The 14,827-nt window shown below is 71.7% G+C and carries 18 protein-coding genes and 1 riboswitch; of the genes, 8 read left to right on the top strand and 10 right to left on the bottom strand.

The features are described 5' to 3' along the window. Positions 1–148 precede the first annotated feature (148 nt). The gene (gene katG / locus ACFUJR_RS09850; protein ID WP_383170651.1) at positions 149–2,371 is read right to left on the bottom strand and encodes a catalase/peroxidase HPI; all 2,223 of its coding nucleotides are present in this window, start codon (positions 2,369–2,371) and stop codon (positions 149–151) included. A 230-nt stretch (positions 2,372–2,601) separates the two neighbouring features. Here katG and ACFUJR_RS09845 point away from each other — a divergent pair, with 230 nt between their 5' ends. Genes ACFUJR_RS09845 through ACFUJR_RS09835 form a run of 3 tightly spaced genes read left to right on the top strand, consistent with a single transcriptional unit; the run spans position 2,602 to position 3,656 of the window. After that, positions 2,602–3,012 (top strand): Fur family transcriptional regulator, encoded by a 411-nt coding sequence (locus tag ACFUJR_RS09845; RefSeq protein WP_383170653.1) that lies wholly within the window; start codon positions 2,602–2,604, stop codon positions 3,010–3,012. Positions 3,013–3,045: 33 nt separating this feature from the next. Then, positions 3,046–3,288: an antitoxin gene (locus ACFUJR_RS09840; RefSeq protein WP_352191017.1), complete on the top strand. Its 243-nt coding sequence runs from the start codon at positions 3,046–3,048 to the stop codon at positions 3,286–3,288. Next, entirely contained in the window at positions 3,285–3,656 is a 372-nt protein-coding gene (locus tag ACFUJR_RS09835; protein ID WP_383170656.1) for a fic family toxin-antitoxin system, toxin component, read from the top strand. Before ACFUJR_RS09840 ends, ACFUJR_RS09835 begins: the two co-directional genes overlap by 4 nt. Positions 3,657–3,669: 13 nt before the next feature. Here the strand turns inward: ACFUJR_RS09835 and ACFUJR_RS09830 are convergent, their stop codons facing one another. The 5 genes from ACFUJR_RS09830 to bioB all read right to left on the bottom strand — a co-directional run bounded on the left by ACFUJR_RS09830 (position 3,670) and on the right by bioB (position 8,221). After that, positions 3,670–4,335, bottom strand: a complete 666-nt coding sequence (locus ACFUJR_RS09830) for a class I SAM-dependent methyltransferase (protein WP_383170658.1) — start codon at positions 4,333–4,335, stop codon at positions 3,670–3,672. A 71-nt stretch (positions 4,336–4,406) separates the two neighbouring features. Next, positions 4,407–4,751, bottom strand: a complete 345-nt coding sequence (locus tag ACFUJR_RS09825; protein WP_383170661.1) for a VOC family protein — start codon at positions 4,749–4,751, stop codon at positions 4,407–4,409. Between the two features lie 18 nt (positions 4,752–4,769). Then, positions 4,770–5,468, bottom strand: a complete 699-nt coding sequence (gene bioD / locus ACFUJR_RS09820) for a dethiobiotin synthase (protein WP_383170664.1) — start codon at positions 5,466–5,468, stop codon at positions 4,770–4,772. 184 nt (positions 5,469–5,652) lie between these two features. After that, positions 5,653–6,933 (bottom strand): adenosylmethionine--8-amino-7-oxononanoate transaminase, encoded by a 1,281-nt coding sequence (locus ACFUJR_RS09815; RefSeq protein ID WP_383170667.1) that lies wholly within the window; start codon positions 6,931–6,933, stop codon positions 5,653–5,655. Next, positions 6,926–8,221, bottom strand: a complete 1,296-nt coding sequence (bioB, locus tag ACFUJR_RS09810) for a biotin synthase BioB (protein WP_383170670.1) — start codon at positions 8,219–8,221, stop codon at positions 6,926–6,928. The genes ACFUJR_RS09815 and bioB overlap by 8 nt, the downstream gene beginning before the upstream one ends. 144 nt (positions 8,222–8,365) lie before the next feature. Between bioB and ACFUJR_RS09805 the strand changes: the two genes are divergently transcribed. Further along, positions 8,366–9,532, top strand: coding sequence for an 8-amino-7-oxononanoate synthase (locus ACFUJR_RS09805; protein ID WP_383170673.1), 1,167 nt, complete (start codon positions 8,366–8,368; stop codon positions 9,530–9,532). A 158-nt stretch (positions 9,533–9,690) separates the two neighbouring features. Then, positions 9,691–10,149, top strand: a complete 459-nt coding sequence (locus ACFUJR_RS09800; protein WP_383170676.1) for an ATP-binding protein — start codon at positions 9,691–9,693, stop codon at positions 10,147–10,149. Positions 10,150–10,294: 145 nt separating this feature from the next. Here ACFUJR_RS09800 and ACFUJR_RS09795 read toward each other — a convergent pair whose 3' ends face one another. The 3 genes from ACFUJR_RS09795 to ACFUJR_RS09785 all read right to left on the bottom strand — a co-directional run bounded on the left by ACFUJR_RS09795 (position 10,295) and on the right by ACFUJR_RS09785 (position 12,223). Beyond that, positions 10,295–10,771, bottom strand: a complete 477-nt coding sequence (locus tag ACFUJR_RS09795) for a C40 family peptidase (RefSeq protein ID WP_383170679.1) — start codon at positions 10,769–10,771, stop codon at positions 10,295–10,297. A 3-nt stretch (positions 10,772–10,774) separates the two neighbouring features. Next, positions 10,775–10,972: riboswitch (cyclic di-AMP (ydaO/yuaA leader) on the bottom strand. Between the two features lie 314 nt (positions 10,973–11,286). After that, positions 11,287–11,592 carry a hypothetical protein gene (locus tag ACFUJR_RS09790; RefSeq protein ID WP_383170682.1) on the bottom strand — a complete coding sequence of 102 codons (306 nt, stop codon included), beginning with the start codon at positions 11,590–11,592 and terminating at the stop codon, positions 11,287–11,289. A 7-nt stretch (positions 11,593–11,599) separates the two neighbouring features. Then, on the bottom strand, positions 11,600–12,223 hold the full coding sequence (locus ACFUJR_RS09785; RefSeq protein ID WP_383170684.1) for a ClpP family protease: 624 nt from the start codon (positions 12,221–12,223) through the stop codon (positions 11,600–11,602). Between the two features lie 55 nt (positions 12,224–12,278). Here ACFUJR_RS09785 and ACFUJR_RS09780 point away from each other — a divergent pair, with 55 nt between their 5' ends. Next, on the top strand, positions 12,279–12,563 hold the full coding sequence (locus ACFUJR_RS09780) for a type II toxin-antitoxin system Phd/YefM family antitoxin (protein WP_383170687.1): 285 nt from the start codon (positions 12,279–12,281) through the stop codon (positions 12,561–12,563). Between the two features lie 91 nt (positions 12,564–12,654). Here the strand turns inward: ACFUJR_RS09780 and ACFUJR_RS09775 are convergent, their stop codons facing one another. Further along, positions 12,655–13,650 carry an ABC transporter permease gene (locus ACFUJR_RS09775; protein WP_383170690.1) on the bottom strand — a complete coding sequence of 332 codons (996 nt, stop codon included), beginning with the start codon at positions 13,648–13,650 and terminating at the stop codon, positions 12,655–12,657. A gap of 104 nt (positions 13,651–13,754) precedes the next feature. Here ACFUJR_RS09775 and ACFUJR_RS09770 point away from each other — a divergent pair, with 104 nt between their 5' ends. Further along, a complete protein-coding gene (locus tag ACFUJR_RS09770; RefSeq protein WP_383170693.1) occupies positions 13,755–14,375 on the top strand; it encodes a TetR/AcrR family transcriptional regulator in 621 nt (206 codons plus the stop codon). Positions 14,376–14,512: 137 nt separating this feature from the next. Beyond that, positions 14,513–14,815 carry an urease subunit gamma gene (locus ACFUJR_RS09765; RefSeq protein WP_383170696.1) on the top strand — a complete coding sequence of 101 codons (303 nt, stop codon included), beginning with the start codon at positions 14,513–14,515 and terminating at the stop codon, positions 14,813–14,815. Positions 14,816–14,827 lie beyond the last annotated feature (12 nt).

Here is a 14,827-nt window from a genome sequence, read left to right as displayed (position 1 = left end):
TGCTTTTCTTCGGCTTGCTTTCTGAGGTGCGGCCGAAAGGCGTTCCGGCTTTGCAGGAGGGGGCCGCTTGGGACATCGGCGCGGGGTCTCGGGGCCCGGCCCCGAGACCACGGGGTTCCGGGTCCCGGGTCGGGCTCCGCGTCTCTCGTCAGACGAGGTCGAAGCGGTCCAGCTCCATGACCTTGTTCCACGCCGCGACGAAGTCGTTCACGAACTTCGCCTTCGCGTCGGCGCTCGCGTAGACCTCGGCGAGCGCGCGCAGCTCGGAGTTCGAGCCGAAGACGAGGTCGGCACGGGTGCCGGTCCACTTGACCTCGCCCGTGGCGAGGTCGCGGCCCTCGAACTCGTCCTGCGCCGAGGACGTCGACTTCCACACCGTGCCCAGGTCGAGCAGGTTGACGAAGAAGTCGTTGGAGAGCGTGCCCGGCCGGTCGGTGAGGACGCCGTGCCTGGACTGGCCCTGGTTGGCGCCCAGGACGCGCAGACCACCGACGAGGACCGTCATCTCGGGTGCGCTGAGGGTCAGCAGGTTCGCCTTGTCGACCAGCAGGTACTCGGCCGGCAGACGGTTGCCCTTGCCGGCGTAGTTGCGGAAGCCGTCGGCGGTCGGCTCGAGCGCGGCGAACGACTCGACGTCCGTCTGCTCCTGCGCGGCGTCGACGCGGCCCGGAGTGAACGGCACCTCGACGTCGAAGCCGCCGTCCTTGGCCGCCTTCTCGACGGCCGCGGAGCCCGCGAGCACGATCAGGTCGGCCAGCGAGACCTGCTTGCCGCCCGCGGAGTTGAAGGACGCCTGGATGCCTTCGAGCGTACGCAGCACCTGCGCCAGCTCGTCCGGGTTGTTGACCTCCCAGTTGCGCTGCGGCTCCAGACGGATGCGGGCACCGTTGGCGCCGCCCCGCTTGTCGCTGCCGCGGAAGGAGGAGGCGGCGGCCCAGGCGGCGGAGACCAGCTGGGTGACCGTGAGGTCCGAACCGAGGACCTGCTCCTTGAGGGAGGCGATGTCCGCGGCGTCGATCAGCTCGCCCTCGCGCGCCGGCAGCGGGTCCTGCCACAGCAGCGTCTCGGACGGGACCTCGGCGCCGAGGTAGCGCACGACCGGGCCCAGGTCACGGTGGGTCAGCTTGAACCAGGCGCGGGCGAAGGCGTCCGTGAACTCCGCCGGGTTCTCGTAGAAGCGCCGCGAGATCTGCTCGTAGACCGGGTCGAAGCGGAGCGACAGGTCCGTGGTGAGCATCGTCGGGAGGTGCTTCTTCGACGCGTCGTGGGCGTCGGGGATGATCGCCTCGGCGTTCTTCGCCACCCACTGGTGAGCACCGGCCGGGCTCTTGGTGAGCTCGTACTCGTACTCGAAGAGGTGCTTGAAGAAGTCGTGGCCCCACTGCGCGGGCGTGGTGGTCCAGGTGACCTCGAGGCCACTGGTGATCGCGTCGGCGCCCTTGCCGGTGCCGTACGTGTTCGCCCAGCCGAGGCCCTGGGCCTCCAGCGGCGCGGCCTCGGGGTCGTCGCCGACGTGGTCCGCCGGGCCGGCGCCGTGGGCCTTGCCGAAGGTGTGGCCACCGGCGATGAGGGCGACGGTCTCCTCGTCGTTCATCGCCATGCGGCGGAACGTCTCGCGGATGTCGCGGGCCGCGGCGATCGGGTCCGGGTTGCCGCCCGGGCCTTCGGGGTTGACGTAGATGAGGCCCATCTGGACCGCGCCGAGCGGGCTCTCCAGCTCGCGGTCGCCGGTGTAGCGCTCGTCGCCGAGCCAGGTGGTCTCGGGGCCCCAGTACACGTCCTCGTCGGGCTCCCACACGTCGGCGCGGCCGCCGGCGAAGCCGAAGGTCTCGAAGCCCATCGTCTCCAGGGCGACGTTGCCGGTGAGGATCATGAGGTCGGCCCAGGAGATGGACTGGCCGTACTTCTGCTTGACCGGCCACAGCAGGCGGCGGGCCTTGTCGAGGTTGCCGTTGTCCGGCCAGCTGTTGAGCGGGGCGAAGCGCTGCTGGCCGGTGCCGCCGCCACCGCGGCCGTCGCTGATGCGGTACGTACCGGCGCTGTGCCAGGCCATACGGACCATGAGGGGGCCGTAGTGGCCGAAGTCTGCGGGCCACCAGTCCTGGGAGGTGGTGAGGACCTCCGCGATGTCCTGCTTCACGGCCGCCAGGTCGAGGGCCTTGAAGGCCTCGGCGTAGTCGAACTCCTCGCCGAGCGGGTTCGCCACGGCGGGGTTCTTGGCGAGGATCTTCAGGTTGAGCCGCTCCGGCCACCACTGGCGGTTTCCGCCTCCCTGCGTGGGGTGCGCGGCACGCGCGGTGTGCGCGACCGGGCAGCCACCCGCGCCCTCCGCTTTCGCGTCGGTGACGACTGCATCGTGGTTCTCGGACATGGGAATCCTTCCGGACGGGGCGGATCGCGGTGCTCAGCCGGGGCGGCCCGGGGGAGCGGTCGTGTCGCCCGTCCGGAGCCATGTTGTGCCTTGGCTATTGCCGGAATCGATCCTACGATAGACAGAGTCCAAGTCAAGAAGCGCGCCAATCCTCTACCCCCTCGGAACGCTGGCGCCCCTGGGTGAACGTCGCGTGTACCGCCGAAGTCCGAGCTGAATGGGTGAACCGAATGAGCGACCTGCTGGAGCGGCTGCGAGGACGTGGCTGGCGCATGACCTCCCAGCGGCGGGTCGTCGCCGAGGTCCTCGACGGTGACCATGTGCACCTCACGGCCGACGAGGTGCACGTCCGCGCGGCGGAGCGGCTGCCCGAGATCTCCCGGGCGACGGTCTACAACACGCTCGGCGAGTTGGTCTCCCTCGGCGAGGTCGCCGAGGTCTCCACCGACGGCCGCGCCAAGCGGTACGACCCGAACGCGCGCCATCCGCACCAGCACCTGGTGTGCTCCCGCTGCGGCACCATCCGCGACGTCCACCCGACCGGGGACCCGCTGGCCGACCTTCCGGTGGGGGAGCGGTTCGGCTTCGCGGTGGCCGCGGCCGAGGTCACCTACCGAGGGCTCTGCCCCTCCTGCGCCTAGACGGCGCTAGCGCGTCGGCGCTAGCGTGGTCGTGTGGCCAAGACTCAGCTGAACGTACGTGTGGACGAGAACACCGCCGACACCGCGCGCCGACGGGCACAGCAGCGCGGCATGAGCGTCAACCGCTACATCGAGGAACTCGTCCAGCAGGACGCGGGGGAGTCGGGGCGCGCCTTCGTCGAGGCGGCGGCCGACTTCATGAAGCAGTACGAGGCCGTGTTCGCCGAGGAGTTCGGGACGGAGCGCGACCGCACCGCACGCGACCGCACCGCATGAGCCTCACGGTCGACCTCTCCTGGCTGCTCATGGTGGCCGAACACCAGACGCCCGGCGACCCCCAGGTCACCGACTGGGGAGCGCTCGTCGCCGCCGTCGGCCGGCACGACGCCGAGATCTTCGGCGTGCCCGTGTACAGCGACCCGCACGCCCGCGCCGCCGCCCTCCTCCAACTTCTCCTGCACGTCCCGGCGTTGGAGCACTCCAATGCCATGTTCGCCTCCGCCGTCGCCTACGGCTACCTGGTCGCCAGCGGCCTGAAGGTCGTCACCTCGCCCGAACAGGTGCGGGATCTGGCCCGCCTGGTGAAGAAGGGCGAGGCCGACGTGCGCGCCATCGCGGACGAGCTCCGCCAGTGGAGCCGCTGAGCCGACGGTCCCCTCAGGCCTTGCGCGCCGTGCCCAGCACGCAGTAGGAGGAGGGGAGTCGGGGCCCGTTCTCCGGAACCAGGAAGTGTCGGAAGGTGACGGGCTCGAAGCCCGCCGCCTCGATCGCCGCCAGCGGGTCACGGGCCGTGTGACAGCCCCCGAACATCCGCGGCCATACCGTCCGGTCCAGCGCGCGCTGGGCCCGCGCCATCCTGGGTGTGGGTGCCAACCCGTGCTCGAAGAAGCGGAGTTCGCCACCGGGGCGCAGGACGCGGTGCAGCTCGGCGAGGGCCCGGTGCACATCCCGTACGGTGCACAGCACCAGCGACGCGACCGCCGCGTCGTAGGCCTCGCTCTTCACCGGCAGCGCCTCCGCCGCGCCCGGCACGACGTCCACCGGCACGTCGGCGCGCAGCGCCGCCTCCGCCGCCAACTGCCGCAGATGGCGCTCCGGTTCGATGGCCACCACCTCGGACACGGCGCCGGGGTAGTGCGCGAAGTTGAGGCCGTTCCCGGCGCCGATCTCGATGACCCGGCCGGAGAGGCCCGTCAGCAGCTCCGTACGAAGGGCGCCGATACCGCCCTTCGTGTCGGCGGAGACGCTGAACCGCGCGTAGAAACGCGCGAAGAGGGGATGGTGGACGGCATCCCGGGGGACCCGGGCGGAACGCGAGGACATCGCGGACCTCCTCCGACGCTCGACGTCGCAGACGTGGACGGACGGAAGGATTCTGCCCCCTGCCGCCCTTCTCAGCCCGACACGAAGCAGAACTCGTTGCCCTCGGGGTCCCGCATCACCTGAAAAGCCCCTTGCGGATCGGTGACCACACCGCCGACCCGGGACGCGCCGAGGGCAGTCGCCTCGTCGGCCGCCGCGTCCAGCTCGGGTGCCTCCAGGTCCAGATGGAGCCGGTTCTTCACGACCTTGCCCTCGGGGACCTGCTGGAAGGCGATCCGTACGAACCCGGGCGGCTCGACATACGACCAGTCAGGGCCCCGGTCGACCGGGGCCCCGCCGAGGAGCGCGGCCCAGAACCGCACCAGCCCCGCCGGATCGGCGCAGTCGAGAACGATCTCCGAAACGTGTGCGCGCATGGATCCAGCCTACGGAGGTCAGAGTGTGTCGGCGCCCCACGAACCACCGAGCGCCGGGGCCAGCCACGTCCTCGCACGCGCCCGGAACTCCGCCGGGTCCAGCGCGCCCGCACCCTCCGGTACGGCCCCGAGCAGCGGCGCCCCCGCCATCTCCGGCAGCTCGGCCACGTTGCAGCGCGAGGCCAGGTCCGGCTCGGCCGGCCAGCTGCCGATCACCACGCCCAGCTGCTCGATCCCGCGCGCCGCGAGCGCCTCGGCCGTCAGCTGGGTCGCGTTGAGCGTGCCGAGCCCGGCGGGCGTCACGACGAGCACCGGGGCGCCGAGGAGACGGGCCGCGTCGGCCAGCGTGCCTCCCTCCTCGTCGAACCGGACAAGGAGCCCGCCCGCGCCCTCCACGAGCACCAGATCGTGCTCACAGGCCAGCTTCGCGGCGGCCTCGGCGACCTCCCCGGGGCCTACCGGGGTCATCCCGGCCCGCCGGGCGGCCGTGGCAGGCGCCAGCGGCTCGGGGAAGCGGGCCAGTTCCTCGGAGGCCGCCGCTCCGGAGAGCCGTACGACCTCGTCCGCGTCCCCCCGCTCACCGGGCTCGAGCCCGGTCTGCGCGGGCTTGAGCACGGCGACCGACCGCCCCTGCGCGACGGCCACGGCGGCCACGGCGGCGGTCACGATCGTCTTGCCGATCTCCGTCCCCGTACCGCTGACGACGATGACGGTCATGGTGTGTCGATTCCTCTCCTGGGCCCCGCGTCCGCACGGCCGCAGGGGGATCTGGTGCGTGCCGCCCCGCTCCCGGGCTCCCGAGGGGCCCGGACGCGGCCCGCCGTCCGGTGCGCCGGCCCGCGGTCGGCCCCGAAGGACGGACACGGGCCGGCTGCCGGCTCTCTCTCGTGGGGCCGGGCCCTCAGCCCACCGCCGCGGCCGCGCACGCCGCGGCGCAGATACGGGCCAGGTCGTCGTCGCCCGTGACGAACGGCGGCATCGTGTAGATCAGGTCGCGGAACGGGCGCAACCAGACGCCCGCGCTGACCGCCGCCTCCGTCGCCGCGGCCATGTCGATGTCGTGGTCCAGCTGGACGACGCCGATCGCGCCGAGCACCCGTACCTCCCGGACACCTGGCAGCGCGGCCGCCTCCGCGAGGCCCTCGCGGAGACCCGTCTCGATCCGCTTGACCTCCTGCGCCCAGTCCTGGGACAGCAGCAGATCGATCGAGGCACAGGCCACCGCGGAAGCCAGCGGATTGCCCATGAACGTCGGCCCGTGCGCGAGCACCGGAACCTCGCCTCGCGAGATCCCCTCGGCGATCCGAGTCGTGCAGAGCGTCGCCGCCATCGACAGATAGCCGCCTGTCAGCGCCTTGCCCACACACATCACATCGGGGGAGATCCCCGCGTGGCCGGCGCCGAACAGCGTGCCCGTGCGGCCGAAGCCGGTAGCGATCTCGTCGAAGACCAGGAGCACCCCGTGCTCGTCGCACGCCTCGCGCAGCACCCGCAGGTACGCGGGCGAGTGGAACCGCATCCCGCCCGCGTTCTGCACCACCGGCTCCACGATCACCGCGGCGACCTCGTCCGCGTGCAGCGCGATCTGCTCCCGCAGCATGTCGGCGTACGACTCCTCGTACGCGGTCGGCGGCGCGTCCACGAAGACCTGGCGCTGGAGCACGCCCGACCACAGCTGGTGCATCCCGCCCTCGGGGTCGCACAGCGACATCGGCTGCCAGGTGTCCCCGTGGTACCCGCCGCGCCAGGTCATCAGGAGCTGCTTGCCGGGTCTGCCCACCGAGCGCCAGTACTGCAGGCACATCTTCGCCGCGACCTCGACGGAGACCGAGCCGGAGTCGCTGAGGAAGACGTGCTGGAGCGGCTCGGGCGTGATCTCCACCAGGCGCGTGGCGAGCCGGACGGCGGGCTCGTGGGTGAGCCCGCCGAACATGACGTGGCTCATCCGGTCCAGCTGACCGTGCGCCGCCTCGTTGAGCACCGGGTGGTTGTAGCCGTGGATCGCGGACCACCACGAGGACATGCCGTCGACCAACTCGTCCTGTCCGTGGACGGGTTCGGCGAGCTGGAGCCGGACCCCGGACGCGGACGCGACGACCATCGGGTCCGTACGGCCCGGCATGGGACCGTACGGATGCCAGACGTGCGCCCGGTCCAGGGCCAGCAGTTCCTCGTTACGCATTCGGCGCGAGCTCCGTCCCGGCGCCGCGACGACGTACCGCCACCAGGTCCGGACGGGCCCCCGGCAAGCCCTCGGCGGCGGGCTCCGCCTCCGTGGACTCCTCCGCGGCCGCGACCGGCGCGTGGCCGCCACACGGTCCGCATCCGCCGTCCGCCTCGGCGTGCGAGCCGCAGCCCGCCGACGCCGACGCGGACCCCGACGGTCCGCAGCCGCCCGACGCGTGGGAGCCGCACCCGCCGACCGCACCCGCGGCGGCCGCCGCACCCGCCTCCGCGAGCGCGTCCGCGCGGTGCTTCGGCAGCGTCGTGGTGCCCGCGCCCTCCACCTCGAAGCCCGCGTCCGCGATCATGTCGAGGTCCGCCTTGCCGGCCTGGCCCTCGCTGGTCAGGTAGTCGCCGAGGAAGATCGAGTTCGCGATGTTCAGCGCGAGCGGCTGCATCGAGCGCAGGTGCACCTCGCGACCGCCCGCGATCCGGACCTCCACGTCCGGGCAGACGAACCGCACCATCGCCAGGATCCGCAGACAGCGCTGCGGGGTGAGGTTCCACTCCTTCGCGAGCGGCGTGCCCTCGAACGGGATCAGGAAGTTCACCGGCACCGAGTCCGAGTCCAGCTCGCGCAGCGCGTAGACGACGTCGACCAGGTCCTCGTCGCTCTCGCCCATGCCCGCGATCAGACCGGAGCAGGCCGACAGACCGGCGGCGTGCGCCTTCTGCACGGTGTCCACCCGGTCCTGGTACGTGTGGGTGGTGGTGATCTCCCCGTACGTCTCCTCGGACGTGTTCAGGTTGTGGTTGTACGCGTCGGCGCCGGCCGCGCGCAGCCGCTCGGCCTGGCCGTCGGAGAGCAGGCCGAGGCACGCGCAGACCTCGACGCCCTCGTTCTGCTCCTTGATCGCCTCGATCGTCTTGCCGACGCGGTCCACGTCCCGGTCCGTCGGCCCCCGGCCGCTCGCCACCAGGCAGACCCGCTTGGCCCCGCCCGCGACACCGGCGGCAGCCGCCTGCGACGCCTCGTCCGGCTTCAGCCAGCCGTACTTCAGGATCCCGGCCGTCGAGCCGAGCCGCTGCGAACAGTACGAGCAGTCCTCGGGACACAGCCCCGACTTCAGATTGACCAGATAGTTCAGCTTCACGCGCCGCCCGAACCACTGACGACGCACCTTGCCGGCGGCGGCCACCACATCGAGCAGTTCGTCGTCGGAGGTCGCCAGTACGGCGAGCGCTTCTTCACGGCTCGGCAGCTCGCGCCGCAGCCCCTTGTCCACCAGCGTGTTCAGCAGGTCCATAAAGGGTGATCCTCGCCTACGGCACACCTCGCGGCCAAGGAGGATCTGAACAAACGAGCCGGATTGAGGTGTGTGCATGGCCACACCCTGTCCCCGGCCGCGGACGGTTAGGGTCTGTGCGCTGCCTACAAAAGGATCTGCCCCATGCACCGGGACGAGGACACCCGCCGGACCCCGTTCGACTGGACCGACGCGGAGGCGCGCCGCCGCGCGGAGGCGGGCCTGGTCCGCACCCTCCGGCCGCGGGCGGCCGAGTCGGATCTGCTCGACCTGGCGAGCAACGACTACCTCGGCCTGACCCACCGCCCGGAGGTCACGGAGGCGGCGGCCGAGGCCGCTCGCCGGTGGGGCGCCGGCTCCACCGGTTCCCGTCTCGTCACCGGCACCACCCGGCTGCACACCCGTCTGGAGCGCGAACTCGCCGAATTCTGCGGTTTCGAGGCGGCCCTCGTCTTCTCCTCCGGTTACACCGCCAATCTCGCCGCGCTCACCGCGCTCAGCGGCCGTGACGCGCTCATCGTCTCCGACGCGGGCAACCACGCCTCGATCGTCGACGGCTGCAGGCTCTCGCGCGCCGAGACGGCGGTGGTCCCGCACGCCGACCCCGAGGCGGTACGCAAGACCCTCCAGGCCCACCCGGACCGCCGGACCCTCGTGGTGTCCGATTCCGTCTTCTCCGTGGACGGCGACCAGGCCCCGCTGGCCGAGCTGGCCGAGGTCGGCCGCGCCCACGGTGCAGGGCTCGTCGTGGACGACGCCCACGGTCTGGGCGTGCTCGGCGACGGCGGGCGGGGCGGCCTGCACGCCGCCGGTCTCTCCGGCGACGCGGACGTCGTCGCCACCGTCACCCTCTCCAAGTCGCTCGGCAGTCAGGGCGGAGCCGTCCTCGGCCCCGCCCGGGTGATCGAGCACCTGATCAACGCGGCCCGTACGTTCATCTTCGACACCGGCCTCGCCCCGGCCGCCGTGGGCGCCGCCCTGGCGAGCCTGCGGCTGATCCAGGGCGACCCCGGCCTCGCCGAGCGCGCCAGGACCGTCGCCACCACGCTGCACGGGTTGCTCACGGCGGCCGGTCTGACCGCCGTACGCCCGGAGGCGGCCGTCGTGTCGGTCCGCGCGCCCTCGCCCGAGGCAGCGCTGCGGTGGGCAGCCGACTGCCGTGACCAGGGGCTCGTCGTCGGCTGCTTCCGTCCGCCGTCCGTCCCGGACGGTGTCTCCCGGCTGCGGCTCACGGCCCGCGCGGATCTGACGGACGCGCAGATCGAGCAGGCCGTCGCCACGATCGTGCGGACGGCACCTCCGGCTCTCTGACCGCAGCTCACATACGGTTTCCCGTAGCAGAGTTCACCGCTTCGAGCGACAAATATGCCCATATCTTGGGGGATCGCCATACAGGGCGGCACGATCGGTGGCACTCTGACGCGTAGCGCAATCCGGGCCGGGCCCGGTGGGAAAGGGACAGCGTCGCCATGGCAGACCACCAGGAAGCAACCGTCACTCTGCCGAGCGAACCCGCCTCGGTGTCCGCCGCCCGAAGATACGTCGCCGACGTCCTGACCGGCTGGGGGCTCGCGGAGGCCGGTGACACCGCCGACACCGTCCGGCTCATCGTCTCCGAACTGGCCACCAACGCCGTCCAGCACACCTTCGGGCAGTCGCCCACCTTCACCGTCGACGTCCGCCTGGAGCGCGAGGAGCAGCTCCACATCGGGGTCACCGACAGCCACCCCCGCTGGCCCAAGCGGCTTCCGGCGGCGGTGCAGCAGGACAACGGCCGGGGGATGGTCATCATCCGCTTCCTGGCGGCGGAGGCCGGCGGGCGGCTCTCCGTCACGCCGACCAGCGAGGGCGGCAAGACGGTCTGGATCAACCTCCCCTGGACCGCCTCGCCGAACCGGGCGCTCGCGCCTCAGCCGGCCGGCTCCTGAGGACGAGGGTGCGGCGGCGCCACCGCACCCTCTCGTCGCATCAGCTCACATCAGAGCACGGCACGCCGGCTCCGGCCCGGTGTTGTCGGAGGACCCGGCGAGGCGTCAGCGGACCCGGCGGGGCGTCGGAGGACCCGGCGAGGCGTCAGCGGACCCGGCCGTAATACACCTTGGACGACCAGATCTTGTCGAGCTTCACCCAGGAGCCTGTCTTGGGCGAGTGCCAGATCTTGCCGCTACCCGCGTAGATCCCCACGTGGTAGACCCTTCCACCCGAATGGAAGAAGACCAGGTCCCCCTTCTGCCGGCTGGAGGCCTTGATGTGCCGGGTCTTGTTGTACTGCTGCTGCGCGGTGCGGGGCAGCGACTTGCCCGCCTTCTTGTACGAGTAGAGCGTGAGCCCCGAGCAGTCGAACCGGGTCGGTCCGGCCGCTCCGTACTTGTAGGGCGATCCCTTCTTCGAGGCGGCGACGTTCAGCGCCTTGCCGGCGTGCGACGTCGCGGCCTGGGCCTCCGGTGCGGCGCCTGGCGCCAGCATCGTGCCGCCGAGGGCGGCGAGGGTGAGAGCCGAGACGGCTCCGGCCCGGGACAGCATGGACGGGACATGAATCTGCGCACTCATGCGCAACCCTTCGTCAGCCGCCTGTGAAGGATGACCTGTCGGGTTCGGGCTGGCGAAGTCGCCCGGCCGCGGCTGCGGCTTCACCCCGAGGAACGGCCCCACTGGCCGGCCGTCCCGTACTGCTCGGGTCCTCCACTCCTGCCGATCCACTCCTGTCGACCAGGCATCCGGGACAGCGGCAGGACTCGGCGTCCGCCCGGACCGCCCCGCCGCGGTGGCGGGGGCTTGTCGTCGTGAGGGATCTTGACCCACAACCAGGGCGAAATCCGAGTCGAAACGACGTTATGTGAGGCTCCTCACGACTGATCCATTCGGGTGGACAGGCAGGTTTCGTGATCTTCGGAGGTTTCGCCGATGAGCCCCGGACCAGGGGTGGAACGCCCGATTCAGCCAGATGCGTACACCTGCTGTGCAACTCACCCCGCACATATGTCGATTCGTCGACTGCGCCGAACGGGGGAGCGATTCTGCGGCTCCGCTGCTCCGAGTGGACCTCGACACGACACGCCGGAATGTCAACTCGCCGGAGCCTCCGGCACAGTGACCCGCTGCGCCCGGCGCCCCCCGTCCAACACCCGCAGCGCGCGGGCCAATGTCTCCGCGTGGACCTCGGTCTCCCCGCGCGCGTGCATCACCGCCAGCGCGTCACGGAGGGCGCTCGCCTTCCCCATCAGGGCCTGTGCCGCCCGCAGGGCGCCATAGGTATGCGATCCCCTGGATGGATTGATCCGGCCCAGCAGGTCCACGACTTCGAGATACGCGTCGACGAACTCGCCCTCGGCGCGCGTCAGGGCGGGCAGGGGTGGCGGTTCGGGGACCATCTCCGGCTCACCGGGCCCCGGCGCGACCCGACGCCCCGCGGTTCTGAACCACGTGGTCCACCAGGCCGTACGCGGTGGCGGCATGCGCGTCGAGCACGGTGACGCGGTCGATGTCGGCGTCGATCCGCTCGCGGCTCTGGCCGGTGTGGGTGACCAGGATGCCGGCGAGCATCGCGCGCAGCCGGACCAATTCCCCTGCCTGGACGGCGAGATCGCTCGGCTGCCCCTGCAACGGCTCGTCCGTCGAGGGCTGCTGGAGCGCGACCCGGGCGCCGGGCAGAGCGAGCCGCTTCCCGGGCGCGCCGGCCGCGAGCAGCACGGCGGCGGTGGAGACCGCCTGTCCGAGGCAGGTGGTCTCCACGTCACAGGTGACGATCTGCATCGTGTCGTAGATGGCCGACATGGCGCTGACCGAACCGCCGGGCGAGTTGATGTAGAGCGAGACGTCCCGGTCCGGGTCGGCGTACTCCAGATGCAGGAGTTGCGCGATGACGTCGTTGGCCGAGGTCTCGTCGATCGGGGTGCCCAGGAAGACGATCCGCTCGTCGAGCAGCTTGGAGTAAGGGTCGAGGGTCCGGCTCCCCGAGCCCGTGCGCTCGGTGAACTCGGGCAGGACGTAGCGAGCGTGCATGGCGGCGCCTCCTTGTAAAAAATGTACAGGACGTACAGGTCGTAAGATGAGGAGCATGGCCTACGAGATTCCGGTGACGCAAGCACGTGCAGAGCTCGCCGACCTGATCAACCGCGTGGTGTACGGCAACGAGCGCGTCGTCGTGACCCGGCACGGAAAGCCGCTCGTGGCTCTGGTCTCGGCCGCTGACCTGGACAGACTCGAAGCGGAGCACGAGGCCGCCGAGGACCTGGCGGTCAGCACGGTCTCCGAGGTGCGCCCGCTCCCGTCCGCTCCGGGTGAACAGGGCCGCTTCGGCATCGCGGCCCGCCATCGCGCCCCCGGTACCCCCGGCGCATGACGAAGCCGCGTGCCCCGTCCGCCACAGCGGGGGCACGCGGCCGTACGAAGGCGTCCGCGCGGGGCGTCGGCCCGCGGGCTCGCCGTGCGTGTCAGCCCACGGGTGCCGGTGAGGGCGCCGGTACGGGAGCCGGGTCGGCCGCCGCCCCGCCCGCGGCGCGGTCCCGCCGCCCGCCGAGCAGGAGGGCGGCCAGACCGGCGGCCGTCCAGACACCCAGGACCAGCAGCGCCGGGCCCGCGCCCGCGCCGTCGAAGAAGGCGACCGAGCGCAGCGCGCCGCCGCCCGCGCCCGGCGGCAGCCACTGACCCAGCGCGCCCACCGGCGCGGGCAGCAGCTCCGGCGCGCTCGCCACGCCCGAGAACGGGTTCCCCAGCAGGATCATCAGGAGCGCCCCGGCGCCGATGCCCGCCCGGCCCATGAGCGCGGCGAGCCCCGCGATCGTCGCGCCGATCGCGAGCACGGTCAGGCCGAGGACCCCGGCCTCCGCCCACCAGTCGCCCGTGAGCGCGCCGAGCCAGCTGTGGGCGAGCGTCGTGCCGACGATCCCGGCGAGCGCGGAGGCGCCGAGCACGGTCCCGGCCGCCCGGGCGCCGCGCAGGCCGAGGACCGTCGCCGCGACGCCGGACGCCGCGCCGGCCAGGATCAGCGGGAACAGGCTCGCTCCGAAGGCGCCGCCCCGGGGGTCACCCGCCGGGGTCGGGACGACATCGGTCACCTTGACCTGGGTGCCTGGCGGGGCCTGGGCGGTGACGGCCTCGCGCAGCAGCCCGGCGACGACCGGGCTCGCGGCGGACGCCGTCAGCAGTTCCGGTCCCCGCGGTGTGACGACCACCGCGCCGTATACGGTCCGGTTCTCGATCGCCGCACGGGCGGCGGCCTCGGAGGCGTACCGGTGCACCTCGAAGGCTCCGGCGCGCTCGGCGAGGCGTTGTTCCAGCGGGGCGGTGGCGGTGGTGGGGCCCGCGACACCGATGGGCAGCTCGCGCGGGGCGATCCGGGCGGCGGGCCAGGCGAAGGCCCAGAGGGCCAGGGCCACGACGACCGGGATCAGTACCAGCACCGCGACGGTCTTGCGGGTGGCGGTCATGACACTCTCGATTCAAAGAGAAGGATCGTTCGTTTTACGGCGCCCTCACTGTCTCGCCGGGGTGCTCGCTTGTCAAGAATGAATGTTCGTTTTAGATTTCGGGCATGGCTCGTGTCTCGCAGGAACACCTCGACGCCCGCCGCCGTCAGATCCTCGACGGTGCTGCGCGCTGCTTCGCCCGCAACGGCTTCCACGCCACGTCCATGCAGGACGTCCTGACCGAGGTGGGTCTCTCGGCCGGCGCCGTCTACCGCTACTTCAGCGGCAAGGACGCGATCGTCGCGGCCATCGCCGGAGAGGCGTTCGACGGGATCCGCGCGGCGTTCCTCGCGGCGTCCAGGAGCAGTCCGCCGCCGACCCCGGACGTACTCCTCGGCGCGGTGCTGCGGCTCGTCCTGGAGGAGCGCACCGCCGGCGGCGACCGCCAGGTCTTCGCCCGGCTGATCCTTCAGGTCTGGGGCGAGACCCTGCGTGACGAGCGCCTCGCCGGCCTCCTCGCCGACGGTTTCAACGGCATGCGGGAGGTGTGGACCGACCTGGTCGAGGTCTACAAGGCGGAGGGTCTCATGCCTGCCGACGTCGTCGCGGACCATGTCGCCCGCACCATGATCGGCACCGTCCAGGGGTTCATCGCCCAGCAGGCGCTCTTCGGCGACGTGGAGGTGCGCGTCCTGCAGGACGGTCTGCGCGCCCTGATGTCCATGCGGTCGCCAAGCGAGAGTTAACACGATGGAAAAACTTCCGCCCTAACGTGCAATGTCTGGCCGGGTGGGCCATCACCGCAGATCAACAGAGTGTTGGCGATCGGTAGGGTCCGCTGCTGTCCGGGGACTTTCCCGGAGGACGACTGTGAGGTGGAAGCGTGCAACTGTCGCCGCACGAGCAGGAACGCCTGCTCATCCATGTGGCCGCCGACGTGGCCGAGAAACGCCGGGCGCGCGGTGTGAAGCTCAACCACCCCGAGGCGGTCGCCCTGATCACCACGCACGTCCTGGAGGGCGCCCGCGACGGCCGTACCGTCGCGGAGCTGATGGCCTCCGGCCGCAAGGTGCTCACCCGCGACGAGGTGATGACGGGCATCCCCGAGATGATCCACGACGTCCAGGTCGAGGCCACCTTCCCCGACGGCACCAAGCTCGTCACCGTCCACGACCCGATCGTGTGACGGGGGAGCGCA

The organism is Streptomyces sp. NPDC057271, assembly GCF_042668715.1.
Lineage (GTDB): Bacteria > Actinomycetota > Actinomycetes > Streptomycetales > Streptomycetaceae > Streptomyces.
Note: the sequence above shows the minus strand (reverse complement) of the source record. Positions and strands in the feature narration are given on the sequence as shown.